The following is a 17,349-nucleotide window of genomic DNA, read 5'->3' as shown; positions in this document are numbered from 1 at the left end:
GCGAGAAAGCAGGAATTCGACCGGGGGTCGGCTATCGTGAAGCATCCGGCCCGGCGCTCATCGTGGAGCACCGTCAGGGCCGGGTTCGTCTGTCCGCCCACGGTCGAGATCGGGAGTTCGCCGCATGCGTCTGGGCACGATCGCCCGCGTGGGCGCCGGCCTGCTGGCCGCCGCCTGCCTGATGGCGCTCGCCTCCCCCCAGACCCGCACCGAGGCGCAGGAGTCGCCGCCCGACGAGCGGCCCAACATCATCCTGATCAGCACCGACGACCAGACGACCTACGACATGCAGTGGATGCCGATCACCCGCGAGCTGATCGGCGGACACGGGGTCGACTTCCCCGACGGCCTGTCGCCGCACTCGCTGTGCTGCCCGGCCCGAGCCGAGATGGTCACCGGTCAGTACGGCCAGAACAACGGCGTCCACCACAACACCGGCGCCAACGGCGGCTACCACGCGCTGATCGACCGCGACAACACGATCGGGCGGTGGCTGCAGGACGCGGGCTACCACACGGGCATGGCCGGCAAGTACATGAACGGCTACAACGAGACCTACGGCGCCCCCGAGGGCTGGGACCACTGGAACCCCTACGTCCGCGGCACCGACTTCATGAACACGCGCTACTACAACGACGGCGACCTCGTCGAACGGCACGGCTACGTCGACGACATCACCAACGAGTACGTCCGGTCCTACATCGACGAGTTCGCGAAGGCCGAGCAGCCGTTCTTCGTCTGGATCTCCAACTACGCCCCCCACCGGGCCAAGAAGCGCACCGGCGAGACGGAGTACTCCGTGCCGGCGCCGCGCTTCCGCGGCACCCTGGCCGACGTCCGGCTTCCGGCGCTCGACAAGCCATCGTTCAACGAGGACGACGTCTCCGACCAGCCCAGCAACACCCACGTCGCGAAGGTCTCGCCCGCCGAGATGCAGAAGCGGTTCACCTCGCGGATCGAGGCGTTGCAGGCGGCCGACGAGAACGTCGCCAAGCTCGTCGACCAGCTCGACCGGCTCGGCGAGCTCGACAACACCTACATCTTCTTCGTCTCCGACAACGGCTACCTGCTCGGCGAGCACCGGCTGTCGCACAAGAACTACATCTACCGCGAGTCGATGGCGGTGCCGTTCGAGGTGCGCGTCCCGACCGCCACCACGGGCACCACGTCCCAGATGCCGGTGACCCTGGCCGACCTCGCACCCACCATCTCCGAGCTGGCCGGGGCGACCCCCGAGCGCCTGGTCGACGGGGTCTCGTTCGCGCCGCTGCTGCGCGGACAGCCGATGACCTGGCGCGACACCCAGCTCATCCAGACCGGCAAGGCGTCGCCGTCGCTGGAGGGCTGGCGGATCCGCGGCGCGCGCACCGACCGCTACACCTACGGCGTCGACGTCACCGACAACTTCGAGCAGCTCTACGACCGGCTCCGCGACCCGTTCGAGATCGACAACGTGGCCAAGGACCCGCGCTACCGACCCGTGCTGCTCGACATGCGCAACCGGATGGAGGCCCTCCGCGACTGCGCCGGCGCCTCGTGTGCCCAGAACTTCGGGCCGTCCGTCGACCCGAACTGACCCGCCCGGCCGGCCCGCCCGGCTGACCCGGTCGCCCGGCCGGAGGACGGCGGGGCCCGGTGCTAGCGTCACCGCGTGAAGCTCTTTCACCCGTTGATGTACGCCGGCAACCCCCGCGAGGCCGCCGACCAGGTCGTGGCCCTGGAGAGGGCCGGGCTCGACGGAGTCTGGGTGGCCGAGGCCTACGGCTTCGACGCCCCGACGCTGATGGGCTACCTCGCGGCGCGCACCGAGCGGGTCGAGATCGGCTCGGGCATCCTCAACATCTACTCCCGCACCCCGGCCGCGCTGCTGCAGACGGCCGCCGGCCTCGACAACGTCTCCCAGGGCAGGGCGATCCTCGGTCTCGGCGCCTCCGGTCCGCAGGTCATCGAGGGCTTCCACGGCGTGCCCTACGACAAGCCGCTGGCCCGGACCCGCGAGATCGTCGACCTGATCCGGCGCGGGCTGCGCCGCGAGACGCTCACCAACGACGGGCTCTATCCCCTGCCGCTCACCCGGGAGCAGGGCGGTGTCACCGGGCTCGGCAAGCCGCTGAAGATCCTCACCCGGCCCGAGCGCGACCGGGTGCCGATCTTCCTGGCCACCCTCACGCCCAAGAGCGTGGCGCAGACCGCCGAGATCGCCGACGGCTGGCTGCCGCACCTGTTCCACCCCGAGCGGGCCGGCCAGGTGTGGGGAGCCGCTCTCGCCGACGGCGCCACCCGACGCTCCCCCGACCTCGGCCCGCTGCAGATCGGCGCGGGCGGGATGCTGGCCATCGGGGAGGGACCGGAGACCGCCCAGCTGCTCGACCTGGTGCGTCCGCTGTTCGCGCTCTACGTCGGCGGCATGGGCGCCCGCGGCAAGAACTTCTACAACGACGTGGCCAAGGCCTTCGGCTACGAGAAGGAGGCCGCGGAGATCCAGGACCTCTACCTCGACGGCAAGCATCGCGACGCGGCCGCCGCGGTGCCGCAGGACTGGCTGGAGGCGGCCAACCTGGTCGGCCCGCCGTCGTACGTCGCGGAGCGGGTGGCCGCCTTCCGCGAAGCGGGGGTGACCCACCTGTCGGTCTCGCCGGTCGGCGAGGACCCCGCTGCCTTGGTGACCCAGGTCAAGGAGATGATGACGTGACCGTGGTGCCGCGCCCGCCCCGCACGGTCTTCGAGCCCGAGCACGAGTCCTTCCGGGCCACCGTCGCCGCGTTCCTCGATCGCGAGGTCGTGCCCCACCACCGACGGTGGGAGGAGGCCGGCGTCGTCGACCGCGAGGTCTGGGCGAAGGCCGGCGGGCAGGGGCTGCTCGGCCTTCAGCTCCCCGAGCGGCACGGCGGCGGCGGGGTCGACGACTTCCGCTTCAACGCGGTGATCACCGAGGAGATGGTGCCGCGCGGCATCCACGGCTGCTCGTTCCCGCTGTTCAACGACATGATCGCCCCCTACTTCGCGCAGTCGGCGTCCGACGAGCAGGCCGAGCGATGGTTCCCCGGCCTGTGCTCCGGCGAGCTGGTCGCGGCGATCGCGATGACCGAGCCCGGCGCCGGGTCCGACCTCCAGGGCATCCGCACCACCGCCCTCGACCGCGGCGACCACTACCTCCTCAACGGCCAGAAGACCTTCATCTCCAACGGCATCCTCGCCGACCTGGTGATTGTGGTGGCCCGCACCGACCCCGACGCCGGCCACGCGGGCATCTCGCTGCTGGTCGTCGAGCGTGGCATGGAGGGCTTCGAGCGCGGCCGCAACCTCGACAAGATCGGCCAGCACGCCCAGGACACCGCGGAGCTGTCCTTCACCGACGTGGTGGTGCCGAAGGCCAACCTGCTCGGCCGCGAGGGCACCGGCTTCGCGCAGCTGATGACGAACCTGTCCCAGGAGCGGCTGTCGATGGCGGTCTCGGCCGCGGCGGCCTGCGAGTGGGTGCTCGACGAGTCGGTGGCCTACGCCCGCGACCGGCAGGCCTTCGGGCGGCCGATCGGCCGCTTCCAGCACAACCGGTTCCTGCTGGCCGAGATGGCGACGGAGGCCCGGGTGGCCAGGGTCTTCGTCGACGACTGCCTGGCCAAGCACGTCCGCGGCGAGCTCGACGCGGCCACCGCGTCGATGGCGAAGTGGTGGACGACCGAGCTGCAGGTCAGGCTGGTCGACCGCGGGGTCCAGCTGCACGGCGGCTACGGCTACATGACGGAGTACCCCATCGCCCGGGCCTACCTGGACTCCCGCGTGCAGACTATCTACGGCGGCACGACGGAGATCCAGAAGGAGATCATCGGGCGGTCGCTCGGGCTCTGAGCGGGCCGCGCTCCGGCGTACGACGGCTGCGCGGCGGGCGGTCCCGACCCGGGGTCGGGTCGGGGACAACCCGGATGCGGGATGTCGGCGACTTCTGGTCCACTAAGGGCCATGCATCGACAGATCGCCGGCCGACTGACCGGTCCCGTCACCAAGTGGCTCGTCCTCGTCTTCTGGATCGCAGCGCTGGTGACCGCTGGGGCCTTCGCCTCCAAGCTCTCCGACGTCCAGAACAACGAGACCTCGTCGTGGCTGCCGTCGAGCGCCGAGTCGACCAAGGCGCTCGACAAGCTGGCCGCCTTCCAGGACCCCAACGCCATCCCCACCGTGGTGGCCTACGAGCGCACCTCCGGGCTGACCGAGGCCGACATGGCCGCGGCGGCCGAGGACGCTCAGCAGCTGGCGCAGCTCGACGGCGTCACCGGCGAGGTGCTGGGGCCGTTCCCGTCCCCCGACGGTCAGGCGATGCAGACGGTCGTCACCTTCGACCTGGGCAAGAACGGCTGGAACTTCATGCCCGACAAGGTCGACGAGATCAAGAAGATCGCCCCCTCGGGCGACGGCCTGACGGTCTACGTCACCGGTCAGGGTGGCCAGGCCGCCGACCAGGCCACGGTCTTCGAGAGCCTCGACTCGACGCTGCTGTTCACCACGGGTGGCGTCGTCATCCTGATCCTGCTGCTGACCTACCGAAGCCCGCTGCTCTGGCTGCTCCCCATCATCTCCGCGGTGACCGCGCTGACGGTGTCGCAGGCGGTGATCTACTTCCTCGCCAAGGACGCCGGCCTGACCGTCAACGGTCAGAGCCAGGGCATCCTCACCGTGCTGGTGTTCGGCGCCGGCACCGACTATGCGCTGCTGCTGGTCGCGCGCTATCGCGAGGAGCTGCGCCGCCACGAGGACCGGCACGAGGCGATGGCCTTCGCGCTCCACCGCGCCGCCCCGGCGATCGTCGCCAGCGCCTCGACGGTGGTGCTCGGCATGCTGTGCCTGCTCTTCGCGGAGATGAACTCCACCGCCGGCCTCGGCCCGGTCGCGGCCATCGGCGTGGCCGTCGCGCTGCTCGTGATGATCACCCTGCTGCCCGCCCTGCTGGTGATCTTCGGACGCTGGATCTTCTGGCCCAAGCGCCCCTCGTTCGGCTCCCACGAGCCGACCTCGACCGGTGTCTGGGCCCGGGTCGGCACCGCGATCAGCCACTCCCCGCGACGGGTCTGGATCGTCACCTCCGTGCTGTTGGCCATCGCCTGCCTCGGCGTGGTCAAGCTCGACGCCAACGGCCTGACCACCGAGGAGTCCTACACCAAGGACTTCGACTCGGTGATCGGCCAGCAGATGCTCACCGACCACGGTCTGGCCGACCAGTCCAACCCGGTGATGGTGGTCGCCAACGCCGACCAGGCCGACGCGGTGGCGACGGCGCTCGGCACCGTCGACGGCCTCGGCGAGGTGAGCCAGCCGGTCGTCAAGGACGGCGTGGCCTACGTCAACGCCCCCATCGAGGGCGACGCGACCTCGCAGACCGCCTTCGCGACGGTCGACCGGGCCCGCGAGGCCGTCCATGCGGTGCCCGGGGCCGATGCCCTGGTGTCCGGCACGACGGCCATCTTCGACGACATCGAGCAGGCGTCGGCCCGCGACAACAGGGTCGTGATCCCGATCGTGCTGCTGGCCGTGATGCTGATCCTGGTGCTGCTGCTGCGGGCCCTGGTGTCCCCGATCCTCCTGATCGCGACCGTGGTGCTCAGCTTCGGCGCCGCCCTGGGGCTGTCGGCGCTGCTGTTCCACTACGTGTTCGGGTTCGCCGGCGCGGACGCGTCGTTGCCGCTGTTCGTGTTCGTCTTCCTGGTCGCCCTGGGCATCGACTACAACATCTTCCTGATGACCCGGGTCCGCGAGGAGACCCAGGTGCGCGGCACCCGCCAGGGCTCGCTGGTGGCCCTCGCCGCGACCGGCGGTGTGATCACCTCCGCGGGCATCGTGCTGGCCGCCACCTTCCTGGTCCTGACCACGATGCCGCTCGTCGCCTTCGCCGAGATCGGGATCGCGGTGGCACTCGGCGTGCTGCTCGACACCCTGGTCGTGCGGTCGGTGCTGGTCACCGCCCTCAACCTCGACCTGGGCAACCGCATCTGGTGGCCGAGCCGGCTCGACCGGGACCCGCCCACCCAGGAGTCGCTCGACGCGCCACAGGCGGCAAACGTCTCCTGAGGCCCGGCTGCGTCGGCCGGGCGACAGCCGGCGCGGCAGGCGGCCGCCCCGCGATCGGCTGGGACGGGGGTCGTGTGTCCCAGCCGTCGTACTCCCCGCAGGGCCACCCACACGACCCACCCGGGCACGCGGTCGTGTACTCCCCGCCAGGCCACCCACACGACCCACCCGGGCACGGGGTCGTGTGCCCCAGCCGTCGTACTCCCCGCAGGCCACCCACACGACCCACCCGGGCACGGCGGTCGTGTGCCCCAGCCGTCGTACTCCCCGCAGGGCCACCCACACGACCCACCCGGACACCCGACTGCGCAGGCTCGGGTGGCGCGCCGCTGCACGACTACTGGTGCGTACGACGCACCTCGCGCGCCGTACGCACCAGTAGACAACGCCCCGGCGCCGGCCCCGTCAGCCGGCCACCGCAGCGACGGTGGCCCGCAGCGCCTCGTCCCACGGAGTGGCCCGGAAGCCGAAGGTGCTCTGCGCGGCGGAGGAGTCCAACACGAACGGCCGCTCGAACTGGTGGGCGGTCTCGTCGAGCTCCCGCACCACCGGCGCGACCCGGGCGACCAGCTTGACCAGCCGCGGGAGCGGCACGACCCGCGGCTCCGGGTGGCCGGCCAGCGCGGCGGCGTCGCGGGCGACCTCACGCATCGTCCGCGGCGGCTCGGTCGGCACGTGCCAGGCACGTCCCCAGGAACGGTCGTCGGTGGCCAGGGCCGCGGCGAACCGGCCGATGTCGGGCAGGTAGGTCCACGAGTGCGGCGCGTCGGCGACGCCGGTGACCAGCCGCACCGTGCTGCCGGCGGCGGCCCGAGCGACGACGTACTGGTTGAGCAGGCTGGTGCCGGCGCTGGACCCCGGCCCGAAGTAGTCGGACGCCCTCAGCTCGGTGGCCCGGACCCGCCCCTCCTCGTGGGCGGCCAGCGCGTCGGCCCACATGCGGGCCCGGACGCGTCCCTTGGTGCCGTTCGGCGCCACGGGGGTCCGCTCGGTCATCGGCGCGTCCACCCGGCCATAGAGATAGAGGTTCGACGCCGTCACGAGACCGGCCCCGGTCGTCTCCGCCGCGGCCAGCAGCGCCGCCGCGACCGGCGGCCAGTCGCGCTCCCAGGTGTAGTAGCGGGAGGGGTTCATCGCGTTGACGATCGCCTGCGCCCCGTCGGCCGCGCGGACCAGTGCCTGGGCGTCGGCGGCGTCGGCCGCCACCGCCCGGACGCCGGCGAGTCCCGGGTCGGTGCCGCTGCGCGTCACCATCGTCACCTCGTGCCCCTGCGCGGCCAGGGCCGCGGCCGCACCGCGCCCGATCCCACCCGCTCCGACCACCACGAACCCGGCCATCTCGCTGCTCCTTCTGTGAGCACTGCTCTCGTTTAGGTCCAGTGAACACGTTCTCGAGGACAAATGCAAGAGCACTGTTCTCATTTCGGACGCATGCTCGCGTTCTGTGGCAGGATGGCCCCATGCCCGACGCTCCCGGCATCCGCGCCCGCAACCGCGCCGCCCTCGAGGCCGAGATCATGGCGGTGGCCGGCCGTCATCTGGCGTCCTACGGCGCGGCCGCGCTGTCGCTGCGCGCGATCGCCCGCGAGCTGGGGATGGCCTCCTCGGCGATCTACCGCTACGTCGAGAGTCGCGATGAGCTGCTCACCCGGCTGATCATCGCCGCCTTCGACAGCCTGGGCGACGCGGTCGACGCCGATCTCGAGGCGTTGCCCGCGGAGGCCGCACCCCTGGACCGCTTTCGGGCCATCGCGAGCGCCACCCGTCACTGGGCGATCCGGCATCCGCACGAGTTCGCCCTGATCTACGGCTCACCGGTGCCCGGCTACCACGCCCCGCCGGAGCGGACCCAGGCAGCCGGGACCCGCGTGCCGCTGCTGCTGCTCGGCACCTTGAGCGACGGCGACGTTCCGGAGCCCACCGAGGCCGAGATCCGCGCGCTGGGCCGGATGGCCCAGGACGAGCAGCTCGCCACGTTCGCCGTCGGACCGGGGCAGCTCCGCCGCGGGGTCACCGCGTGGATCCTGGTGATCGGGGCGATCACGGCCGAGCTGTTCGAGCAGTTCGGCCGGGACACGTATGAGCCCGACGCCTTCTTCGACCTGATCCTCGACGACGCCCAGCGGATCGTGACGGGCTGAGCGCCGGCCGCACCCGTCCGCCAGCCTCGATCAGCGCAGGCCGACCTGCTCACACCGGGACAGCAACGCCCCGGCGCAGAGCTCCTCGAGGTCGACCACGCCGTCGCGGACCACGGTGTCGGCGAGGTTGTCGAGGGTCACCACCTGCGGCCGGAAGACCCAGCCGGGCACCCCCTCCACGGGTTCGGACCCGGTGGGACGCCCGCCGGTCACCAGCGTCACCGCGATGTCGGCGGCCTGCACCGCCTCCTGGGGGAAGGACTTGTAGACGGTGAGCGTCTGGCGCCCGGCGACGATTCGCCGCAGCGCCTCGAGGTCGGCGTCCTGCCCGGTGATCATCGGCCAGGAGGCGACCGGCACCTTCGCCGCGAGCAGGGCCTGGGCGGCGCCAGCGGCCTGGGTGTCGTTGCCCACTACGATCGCGTCCAGCGTGCGCGCCGGATGACGCGCGAGCTGGGCCGTGACCCAGGTCTGGGCCTCCTCCGCCGACCAGGAGTCGGGGTCCTTCTCCGCCACGACCCGGACGCCGGCCGTGTCGAGCACCTGGTGGATGGCGGCCTTCATGGCCACCCCGTTGGCGTCGGTCTGCGCACCGTTGAGGAGGAGGATCGAGCCGTCGCTGCCCACCCGACGTACGACGGCGCGCGCGACGAGGCTCCCCGTCACCGAGGCGTCGTAGGAGACGTAGTAGTCCGCGCCCGCGACGAACCGGTCGTAGGCGACCACGGGCACCGCGCCCGCCCTGACCACCAGGTCCTCGCCGGTCTCGGCCGTGACGGCGTTGAGCACCACGACGTCAGCGCCCTGCTCCAGCACCTCGTCGAGCTGGCGGCGCTGCAGCTCCGGGTCGCCGGCGGCGTTGCGGGTGACGTACTCGCAGCCCGGACAGATCCGCGCGACCTCGTCGCGGAACGCCGGCTCGTCGGCATCGGTCCATCGCGGCGAGCTGTTGCTGCCGAGCAGGAACGCCACCAGCGTCGGGTCCGGGGGCGCCGAGCACGCCGCGAGCCCGCCGAGCGAGCCCCCCAGGGACAGCGCCGCCAGGCAGGCGGCGACGAGGAGACGCCGCATGCGCCCACCCTAGGCGAAGGGGTACTCCAGGCCATCCAGCCAGGTCTCCCAGGCGCCGCGCAGGCGACCATCGGCGATGATCCGGCCGAGGGCGGCATCGAGGTCGGCGAGCGTGTCGCCCTGACCGGGGGGTACCGAGATCCCCCAGCGGTTGCCGGTGCGCACGACGAACGCCAGCTCGAAGTCGGGGTGCTGCTCCCCGAGCGGCACGAAGACCACGTCGTCGTCGACCACGGCGTCGACCTCCCCCGCCAGCAGCGCGGCCAGCATGTCGGCGTAGACGTCGTCGGAGCCGGCTCCGAAGGGCACCGGCCTCGCTCCGGCGAAGGTCTCCGCCAGCGCCATGTTGGTGCTCGCCTCGATCGCGGCGACCCGGCGGCCGGCCAGGTCCGCGGCCTCGCGGATCGGGTCCCCACGACGGATCAGCACCCTCGTGGAAGACGGCGTAGGGCCGGGTGAAGGCCATCACCTGCTGCCGCGCGGGCGTGATGCCCTGTCCGCAGAGCACGGCGTCGGCCTCGCCCCGGAGCGCCGCCGGCACCATGTCGACCCAGGGCACCCGGACCCACTCGAGCGGCCGGCCGAGCTCGTCGGCGAGGAGCTGGGCGACCGCCGGCTCGTAGCCGCGCCGACCCTCCTCGGGGGTCCACAGCGAGAACAGCGGGGGCGCCTCGGAGTCCAGGCAGGCCAGCCGCAGCGGGGCCGGGGTCACGGGGTGTCCTCCCAGTAGGTGGCCTGCTCCCAGTCGGTCACGGCGCCGCAGAACCGAGCCCACTCGTCCCGCTTGTACTCCACCAGCAGGTCGGCCAGGTCCGGACCGAGCGTCTCGCGCATCAGCGGGTCGGCCTCGAAGGCCTCGATGGCCGCGCCCAGCGTGAGCGGCAGGGCAGCGAAGCGGGCGTCCTGCTCCCCGTCGTACGACGAGCCCTGCCACGGCTCTCCCGGGTCGGTCCGCTGCGCCAGACCCTCGGCGCAGGCGGCGATGAGCAGCGCATGGGAGAGGTAGGGGTTGACGGCCGCGTCCGGGAGCTTCAGCTCCAGCCGGCCGTTGGCCGACAGGCGCACCGTGCAGGTCTTGTTGTCGAGTCCCCAGTTGATCTTCGAGGGCGCGAACTGGCCGGCATCCCAGTAGCGCTTGTAGGAGTTCACCGTCGACCCGAAGACCAGCATCGACGCGGCGGCGTGGGTGAGCACGCCGCCCAGCGCCCACCGGCCCTCCTCGCTGAGGTGCAGGTCGGCGCGACCGGGGTCGGCCAGCACGTTCACCCCGTCACGCCAGAGGCTGAAGTTGTGGTGGCAGCCGTTGCCCATCATCCCGGTGGCCGGCTTGGGCATGAACGAGGCCTCGACCCCCAGCTCCCGAGCGACCTGCTTGCAGACCTGGCGATAGGTCACCAGCCGGTCGGCGGTCAGGTCCGCGTGGTCGAACATCCAGTTGAGCTCGAACTGGCCGGCGTCCTCGTAGTCGCCCTCGATCATGTCGAGGCCCATCGCCTGTGCGTAGGCGATGACCTTCTGCACGATCGGACGTCCTCGCTCGAGGTGCTCGATGTGGTAGGCGGGGCTGGACTCGGGGCGGAACGACGCCTCCAGCCCCGGCCCCCGCCAGGTCATCTCCGGCTCGGTGCCGGACCGCAGCTCCAGACCCGTGCGCTCGGTGAAGTCCGCGTGCACCCGCCGGAGCACGCCGCGCGAGTCGCAGGCGTACGGCGTCCCGGCACCCTCCGCCAGGTGGTCGGGCTCGTAGAGGCGACAGAAGACCCGCGCCATCCGGGTGTCCCACGGGAGCACGGCGAAGGTGTCCAGATCGGGGAGCGCGGTGTACTCCGCGGCGTTGACGCCGCCGCCCATCAGCACGCCCTCGCGGGTCGACTGCAAGTTCGCCGCAGCCGTCCGGTGCTGTTGGATCCCCTTCCCCGCCACCCGCTCGAGGTGCCGGGCCGGCATCACCTTGCCGAGCACTCGGCCGGTGTTGGTCACCGACTGGGAGTAGTCGAGCTCCACGCCCTGCTCCTTGATCGTGGAGAGCACGTGCTGGAGCTGGTCGCCGCGGAGGTTGTCCTCCCGGTGGTGGTCCAGGGCGGAGGTGGCCATGCGGTTCCTCGATTCGGTCGGGCGGTGGGGTCGCCGGGAAGGGTCGGTCAGGCGGTGCTGGGCAGGTGCACGGCGGCGTCGCGCAGCTCCCGCTGGCGGGCCGCGGACAGGTTGACGGCGAGGGTGCCGACCTGGCGGCCGTCGCGGTGATAGCTCACCAGCACGCCGCCCAGCGGGTCGCTCGGGTCGCCCTCGTCGACCCGGGGGACGCCGAGGGCCGGCATCCCGGAGCTCTGCAGGCGGAGCTGCCCCTGGTCGCTCCAGAACGACGGCACGGGGGCGAACGGCGTCGGGTCGGGGGCCGCGTCGGACAGCCGGGCGACCAGCGTGGCCGCCGCCCGCCGGGCGGTGTCCGCCGGCATCGACCAGTGCTCGACCCGACGGGGCACGTCGTCGAAGAGCGGGTTGGGGAACCGCGCCACGTCACCCACGGCCACCATCGCGTCGGCCCCAGGCACGGACAGGTCGTTGCGACACAGCACGCCGTCGGTGAGGTCCAGCCCCGCCCCGGCCAGCCACTCGACGTTGGGCAGCGAGCCGACCGCCTCGACGACCACGTCGGCGTGGAGCAGCGTGCCGTCGTCGAGCACGACCCCCGTCACCCGCTCGGTCCCGGCGACGCCCTCGACGCCGCGGCCGATGACGAACTCGACGCCGGCGCCCTCGTGCCACGCCTGGATCGCGCGGCCGGGACCGTCACCGATCACGCGGCTCATCGGCGGCCCCGCCGGCTCCACCACGGTGGTGTGATGCCCGAGCCCCCGCAGGGTGGTCGCGGTCTCCACGCCGACGAAGCCGGCGCCGATGACCACCACCCGGGCCGGCCCACCGGCGAGCAGGGCGCGCAGCTCGGCGCAGTCGTCGACGGTGCGCAGCGCCACCCGCCCGCGCTGTGGACCGGGCAGCGGGAGGCGACGCGGCCGCAGTCCGGTGGCCGCGACGAGCCCGTCGAAGCCGGCCGCCCGCGTGGCCGAGCCGGCGTCCGCGCTCCGCCAGGTCAGCCGCCCGGCGGCGGGATCGGCCTCGACGACCCGGCTCCCCCAGCGGAAGTCCACGTCGCCGACCGTCGACCGGCGACGCAGCTCGACCCTCCCCGCCAGCGCCTCGGCATCGAGGACGTCGGGGTCGGCGAGCAGCTCCTTGGACAACGGCGGGCGGGTGTAGGCCGGGTGGGGCTCAGCACCGTAGACCGTGATCGGACCCGCGTGGCCGGCACGGCGCAGCTGCTCGGCGGCACGCAGGCCCCCGAGCGAGCCGCCGACCACGGCGATCCGGCTGTCGGTCATCGGCGCTCGTCAGTCCTCGACGAGGATCGCCTGGACCGGACAGACGTCGGCCGCCTCCTCGACGTCGTCGCGTCGGTCGTCGGCCGGCTCGCCGTCGTACTCCAAGCGACCCTCGTCGTTGATCCGGAACACGTCGGGCGCGGCGATGGCGCACTGGCCGTGGTCCTGGCACCGGGTGAGGTCGACGGTCACCTTCATCGGGGTCTCCTTGGCGTGGGGTCTGCTGGGCGGCCGGTCGGCACGGCCGACCGGGTGGTCATGCGGGACCTGGCGTGAAGCCGATCGGCAGCCGGATCGGACCGGTGTTGCCCGAGTCGGGCAGCCAGCTGGCGCCGGGGAGCGGCCGGGGGTCGCGAAGGCGGCGGGCCAGCAGCGGCAGTGCCTCGCTCATGTCGGCCCGCGCCACGAAGTGGCCCAGGCAGTGATGGGCGCCGCCCCCGAACCCGAAGTGCGGCTGACGCTCGGCGGTCAGGTCGAACCCCGGCTCGAAGACCCGGGGGTCGGTGCCGGCGGACTCGCTGTAGAGGTGCACGGTGGTGCCAGCGCGGAGACGTACGCCGCCGAAGTCGAAGTCCTCGAGGACCTCACGGGTGACCCAGCGGACCGTCGGGTTCACCCGCATGACCTCCTCGACCGCCGCCCGGCCGAGCTCGGGCCGCTCGGCGAGCAGGGCCCACTGGTCGGGGTGGTCGAGGAAGGTCTGCATCGCGAGGCCCAGCTGGTTGCGGGTGGTGTCGAAGCCGCCGAAGACCAGGAGCACCAGGCCGTCCCGGAGCTCGTCGTGGCTGAGGCGGCCGTCCTCGGCCCGGGAGGCGTTGACCAGGGCGGTGACGAAGTCGTCTGCCGGCCGGCGGCGGCGGTCCTCGATCAGCTCGTCGGCGTAGTCGTAGAGCCGGGCCAGCGCGCCTTCGATCCGCGGCAGGTCGTCGCGGATCGTCACGCTCAGCGCCAGGCCGACGGTGCTGGCCTCCTTGGCGATGATCGGCCACTCGCTCTCGGGGAGGCCGAGCATGATCGCGATCACCCGGGCCGCGTAGGGCTCGGCGAACTCCGACACGAACTCGCACGAGTCGGGATGCCGGAAGGAGTCGACCAGCTCGTGGGCGAGGGCCTGGAAGCGCGGCACCAGCCCGCCGATGAGCTTCGGCGAGAAGGCGGGGTTCATCAGCCGCCGCAGGCGGTGGTGCTCCTCCCCCTCCTTGTTCAGGATCCAGCTCGCCCACCAGCGTGCGAACGGCCCCTCACTGACCCCGTGGTGGGCCGGCCAGGCCACGCTCCCCTGGCGCAGCTTGGGGTGCTTGAGCAGGCGGCTCATCTCCTCGTAGCGCAGGACCGCCAGCCCGTACGGCGTCGTCGCGCACCAGCTCTGCTCCCGGGCCCGGTGCACGAGGTCGGAGGTGATCGCGAAGCCGGGGTCGGTCACCGGCAGCGCCGGGAGTCCGGTCGGATCGGCACCGATCGTCGACGTCATGCCCGTCACCCCTTCACGAAGACCTCGTCAGGGGCGTAATACTCCAAACTTAGAGTTTTTTTGTCAAGGGGTGCTCACGCCGGTGGACGCCAGCACCCACCCGGGGCCGCCCGGGACCGCGACCACCTCGGTGAAGCCGTCGCGACCCGGTTGCGGCGCGCGCAGCTTGGCGGCGGGGACCCACCGAGGCGTGTTGGCCGCGATCACCCGCGGCTCGTCGTTGACGAGCACCATCTCGGCCCCACCCGAGAGCAGGGTCCGGGTGAGCAGCGGCTCCAGGAGAGCCATCGCCAGGTCGGCGCCGGCGACGCCCAGGAACGACGCGCCGTCGACCACCGGAACACTGGCGGTGATGACGTACTGGCCGGCCCCCGAGTAGTCGACGTAGGGACCGAAGGCGTTGCGGGGCCCGCCCCGCTCGGCAGCGCGGTACCACTCCATGTCGAGGTAGTCGTAGACGTCGACGCTGGCCGGGTCGAAGTTGAGCTTGAGCCGGGCCCGCTCCTGCCCCGCGCGGTACCACCACAGCAGGTAGCGCTGCTGCTCGCCGACGGAGCCGGGCGCGGCGACGTAGCCGAGGCCGGCCATGGCAGGATGCTCGTCGAGCCCGGTCATGATCGCGTCCTCGAGCCCGACCAGGTCGCGCTCGGTGCAGTGCCCGTGCCGGGCACCGGTCCGGCAGGCGACCACGCGGGTGGCGAGCTCCTCGAGGGCCGCGAACAGCGGATCGACCACGGCCCCCACGTCGGCGGCGACGGCGGCCAGGCTCCGGTCGTCGCCCCGTCGCGCCTCAGCCATCGGCCGGCCCTCCGTCCTCGTCCACCTGCAGCCGCAGGGCCAGCATGCGGGTGAGCTCGGCGTCGACGTGCTCCTCGGCCAGCCGCCGGGCCTTCTCGGGGTCCTCCGACACCACGGCCGTGGCGATCGCGTGGTGCTGGGCGACCACGGTCTCGACATCGACCGGCGGCCCGAGCGGCAGCCACAGCAGCCCGGAGACCTCCGCCTGCAGCGAGACCTCCCGCCGGGTCAGCCGTTCCGAGTGCGACGCGATGCTGACCTCGATGTGGAACCGGCAGTCGGCCCGGATCCGGTCGCCCAGCGAGCTGGAGGTGCGCAGCTGGTCGGTGAGGGCGAACAGCCTGCGCATGTTGACCTGGGCCGCGCGCTCCGCGGCCAGTCGCGCCGCCTGGCCGGCGACGGCGCGATGCTCGTCGACGAGATCGCGGAGCTCCGTCAGCGTCATCGCGGCCAGCCGCTGACGCAGGAAGTCGACGGGCGGCCCGGCCGGCCGGCGCACGAACGAGCCGCCGGTGCGTCCTCGGCGGGTCTCGACCAGTCCCTGGTCGCGCAGCTCGGCCAGCGCCTCGCGCGCGGTCATCGGGGCCACCCGGAACAGCCGCGCCAGCTCGACCTCGACGGGCAGCTGCTCGCCGTCGCCGAGCAGCCCGAGATGGATGGCCTCGGTGACGCGGTCGACGACGTCGGCGGCCCGGCTCTGGGGCGGCAGGGGGCCGATCAGCTGTGTCAGCGCGCTCACGCCGTCATCGTCTCCCCTCTCCCCCGCTCATGCGCGAGTCGACTCGAGCCGACCCTTGACGCTTTATCCCATAGAATTGTAGTTTTTCGCCACGCCTGGTCCGTCTCGGTCGCGTGGCCGGCGCGCCGACATCCGTCGCCTCACCTTCGGGAGTACCGAATGGACACCTCCGCCCCGTCCCCCCACGATGCCGATGGGTACTACGAGTACCACGACCACGACGACGCCGCGCACCTGCACGCGCTGGGCTACGAGTCCGAGTTCCGCCGGGACATGAGTCCCTGGGCGAACTTCTCGCTCGGGTTCACCTACCTGTCGCCCGTCGTGGGCATCTACACCCTCTTCGCGTTCGCGCTCGCCACCGGCGGGCCGCCGATGATCTGGAGCCTCGTGATCGTCGGTGTCGGACAGCTGCTGGTCGCGCTGGTCTTCAGCGAGGTCGTGGCGCAGTACCCCGTAGCCGGTGGCGTCTATCCGTGGGCGCGGCGGCTGTGGGGGCGCCGATACGCCTGGATGACCGGCTGGGTCTACCTGGTCGCGCTGTTGACCACGATCGCGTCGGTGACCTACGGCGCCGGCTTCTACATCGCGCCGTTCCTCGGCATCGAGGCGACGACGATGAACGTGATCTGGGGCGCGCTGGCGACCATCGCGATCGCGACCATCATCAACTTCCTGGGCACCAAGGTGCTCGCCTGGGCCGCGATCTTCGGATTCACCGCGGAGATCGTCGGCGCCCTCGCCGTGGGCGGCTGGCTGCTCATCGCACACCGCGAGCAGAGCTTCGGCGTCCTCTTCGACACCTTCGGGACCGGGGGCGGCGGCAGCTACTTCCCCGCCTTCGCGGCGGCGGCGCTGATCGGCGTCTACCAGTACTACGGCTTCGAGGCCTGCGGCGACGTGGCCGAGGAGGTGCCCGACCCGGGCCGGCTGATCCCCAAGGCGATGCGTCGCACGATCTACGTCGGCGGCGCAGCGGCGACCTTCGTCTGCCTCGCGCTCATCCTGGCGGTCTCCGACATCCCCGCGGTCATCGCCGGTGACGACGTCGACCCGGTCAGCACGCTGCTCTCCGACGCCTTCGGACCCACCGGATCCCGGGTCGTGCTCGCCGTCGTGCTGATCTCGTTCGTGTCCTGCGCGATGAGCCTGCAGGCGGCCGCCAGCAGGCTGGCCTACTCCTACGGCCGCGACGACATGATCATGGGCTCCTCGCTGCTGCGGCGGTTCTCCCAGACCCGCCACGTGCCGCCGTTCGCGCTCCTCGTGGCCGCGGCGATCCCGGCCGTGATCGTGCTGGGCTCCTACTTCTCGGCCAACGCGGTCGTGAAGATCATCAGCTTCGCCGCCGTGGGCATCTACATCGCCTTCCAGATGGTCGTGCTGGCCGCGCTGCGGGCACGACTCAAGGGCTGGGTCCCCAGCGGGAAGTACACCCTCGGCAGCTGGGGCCTTCCGGTCAACGTCGCCGCGTTGGCCTACGGGGTCATCGCCATGGTCAACCTGGCCTGGCCACGCACCCCCGACGTCCCGTGGTACGACAACTGGATCGTGCTGCTCTCGGTCGTCATCGTGGTCGGGGTCGGCGTGGTCTACATGGCCCTGCACCCGGCAGCGGACCGCTCCGACGCGCCCTACGACGACGCGATCCCCCGGACCTGACCCTGACGACCCGAGCCTGAGGACCCG

General features: G+C 72.1%; 15 protein-coding genes and 1 pseudogene. 6 read left to right on the top strand and 10 right to left on the bottom strand.

Annotation, left to right across the window (positions count from 1 at the left end; genetic code table 11):
• Positions 1 to 124 precede the first annotated feature (124 nt).
• The 4 genes from R2740_RS01635 to R2740_RS01620 all read left to right on the top strand — a co-directional run bounded on the left by R2740_RS01635 (position 125) and on the right by R2740_RS01620 (position 6,060).
• Complete coding sequence (locus R2740_RS01635) at positions 125 to 1,576, top strand: sulfatase (protein ID WP_371300941.1); 1,452 nt, start codon at positions 125 to 127, stop codon at positions 1,574 to 1,576.
• Positions 1,577 to 1,651: 75 nt separating this feature from the next.
• Positions 1,652 to 2,692 (top strand): LLM class F420-dependent oxidoreductase, encoded by a 1,041-nt coding sequence (locus R2740_RS01630; RefSeq protein ID WP_371300940.1) that lies wholly within the window; start codon positions 1,652 to 1,654, stop codon positions 2,690 to 2,692.
• A gap of 5 nt (positions 2,693 to 2,697) precedes the next feature.
• Positions 2,698 to 3,849 (top strand): acyl-CoA dehydrogenase family protein, encoded by a 1,152-nt coding sequence (locus R2740_RS01625; protein WP_371301169.1) that lies wholly within the window; start codon positions 2,698 to 2,700, stop codon positions 3,847 to 3,849.
• A gap of 111 nt (positions 3,850 to 3,960) precedes the next feature.
• On the top strand, positions 3,961 to 6,060 hold the full coding sequence (locus tag R2740_RS01620) for an MMPL family transporter (RefSeq protein WP_371300939.1): 2,100 nt from the start codon (positions 3,961 to 3,963) through the stop codon (positions 6,058 to 6,060).
• 405 nt (positions 6,061 to 6,465) lie between these two features.
• On the opposite strand, the gene R2740_RS01615 is transcribed toward R2740_RS01620, so the two are convergent.
• Positions 6,466 to 7,398 carry an NAD-dependent epimerase/dehydratase family protein gene (locus R2740_RS01615; RefSeq protein ID WP_371300938.1) on the bottom strand — a complete coding sequence of 311 codons (933 nt, stop codon included), beginning with the start codon at positions 7,396 to 7,398 and terminating at the stop codon, positions 6,466 to 6,468.
• A 122-nt stretch (positions 7,399 to 7,520) separates the two neighbouring features.
• Between R2740_RS01615 and R2740_RS01610 the strand changes: the two genes are divergently transcribed.
• On the top strand, positions 7,521 to 8,201 hold the full coding sequence (locus R2740_RS01610; RefSeq protein WP_371300937.1) for a TetR/AcrR family transcriptional regulator: 681 nt from the start codon (positions 7,521 to 7,523) through the stop codon (positions 8,199 to 8,201).
• Between the two features lie 30 nt (positions 8,202 to 8,231).
• Here R2740_RS01610 and R2740_RS01605 read toward each other — a convergent pair whose 3' ends face one another.
• The 9 genes and pseudogenes from R2740_RS01605 to R2740_RS01565 form a co-directional block, all read right to left on the bottom strand.
• On the bottom strand, positions 8,232 to 9,272 hold the full coding sequence (locus tag R2740_RS01605) for a substrate-binding domain-containing protein (RefSeq protein WP_371300936.1): 1,041 nt from the start codon (positions 9,270 to 9,272) through the stop codon (positions 8,232 to 8,234).
• A gap of 9 nt (positions 9,273 to 9,281) precedes the next feature.
• Positions 9,282 to 9,701 carry a substrate-binding periplasmic protein gene (locus tag R2740_RS01600; protein WP_371300935.1) on the bottom strand — a complete coding sequence of 140 codons (420 nt, stop codon included), beginning with the start codon at positions 9,699 to 9,701 and terminating at the stop codon, positions 9,282 to 9,284.
• 22 nt (positions 9,702 to 9,723) lie between these two features.
• Positions 9,724 to 9,984: pseudogene (locus R2740_RS01595) on the bottom strand (transporter substrate-binding domain-containing protein); the annotation flags it as partial.
• On the bottom strand, positions 9,981 to 11,366 hold the full coding sequence (locus R2740_RS01590) for a glutamine synthetase family protein (protein ID WP_371300934.1): 1,386 nt from the start codon (positions 11,364 to 11,366) through the stop codon (positions 9,981 to 9,983). The gene R2740_RS01590 and the pseudogene R2740_RS01595, both read right to left, overlap by 4 nt.
• A 47-nt stretch (positions 11,367 to 11,413) precedes the next feature.
• Positions 11,414 to 12,652 carry an NAD(P)/FAD-dependent oxidoreductase gene (locus R2740_RS01585; protein ID WP_371300933.1) on the bottom strand — a complete coding sequence of 413 codons (1,239 nt, stop codon included), beginning with the start codon at positions 12,650 to 12,652 and terminating at the stop codon, positions 11,414 to 11,416.
• A gap of 9 nt (positions 12,653 to 12,661) precedes the next feature.
• Positions 12,662 to 12,850, bottom strand: a complete 189-nt coding sequence (locus R2740_RS01580) for a ferredoxin (RefSeq protein ID WP_371300932.1) — start codon at positions 12,848 to 12,850, stop codon at positions 12,662 to 12,664.
• Between the two features lie 58 nt (positions 12,851 to 12,908).
• Entirely contained in the window at positions 12,909 to 14,123 is a 1,215-nt protein-coding gene (locus R2740_RS01575) for a cytochrome P450 (RefSeq protein WP_371300931.1), read from the bottom strand.
• Between the two features lie 63 nt (positions 14,124 to 14,186).
• Positions 14,187 to 14,921: a hypothetical protein gene (locus tag R2740_RS01570; protein WP_371300930.1), complete on the bottom strand. Its 735-nt coding sequence runs from the start codon at positions 14,919 to 14,921 to the stop codon at positions 14,187 to 14,189.
• Positions 14,914 to 15,660: a FadR/GntR family transcriptional regulator gene (locus R2740_RS01565; protein WP_371300929.1), complete on the bottom strand. Its 747-nt coding sequence runs from the start codon at positions 15,658 to 15,660 to the stop codon at positions 14,914 to 14,916. The genes R2740_RS01570 and R2740_RS01565 overlap by 8 nt, the downstream gene beginning before the upstream one ends.
• A 159-nt stretch (positions 15,661 to 15,819) precedes the next feature.
• Here R2740_RS01565 and R2740_RS01560 point away from each other — a divergent pair, with 159 nt between their 5' ends.
• On the top strand, positions 15,820 to 17,322 hold the full coding sequence (locus tag R2740_RS01560; protein WP_371300928.1) for an APC family permease: 1,503 nt from the start codon (positions 15,820 to 15,822) through the stop codon (positions 17,320 to 17,322).
• Positions 17,323 to 17,349: the final 27 nt, after the last annotated feature.

The organism is Nocardioides sp., assembly GCF_041393715.1.
Lineage (GTDB): Bacteria > Actinomycetota > Actinomycetes > Propionibacteriales > Nocardioidaceae > Nocardioides.
Note: the sequence above shows the minus strand (reverse complement) of the source record. Positions and strands in the feature narration are given on the sequence as shown.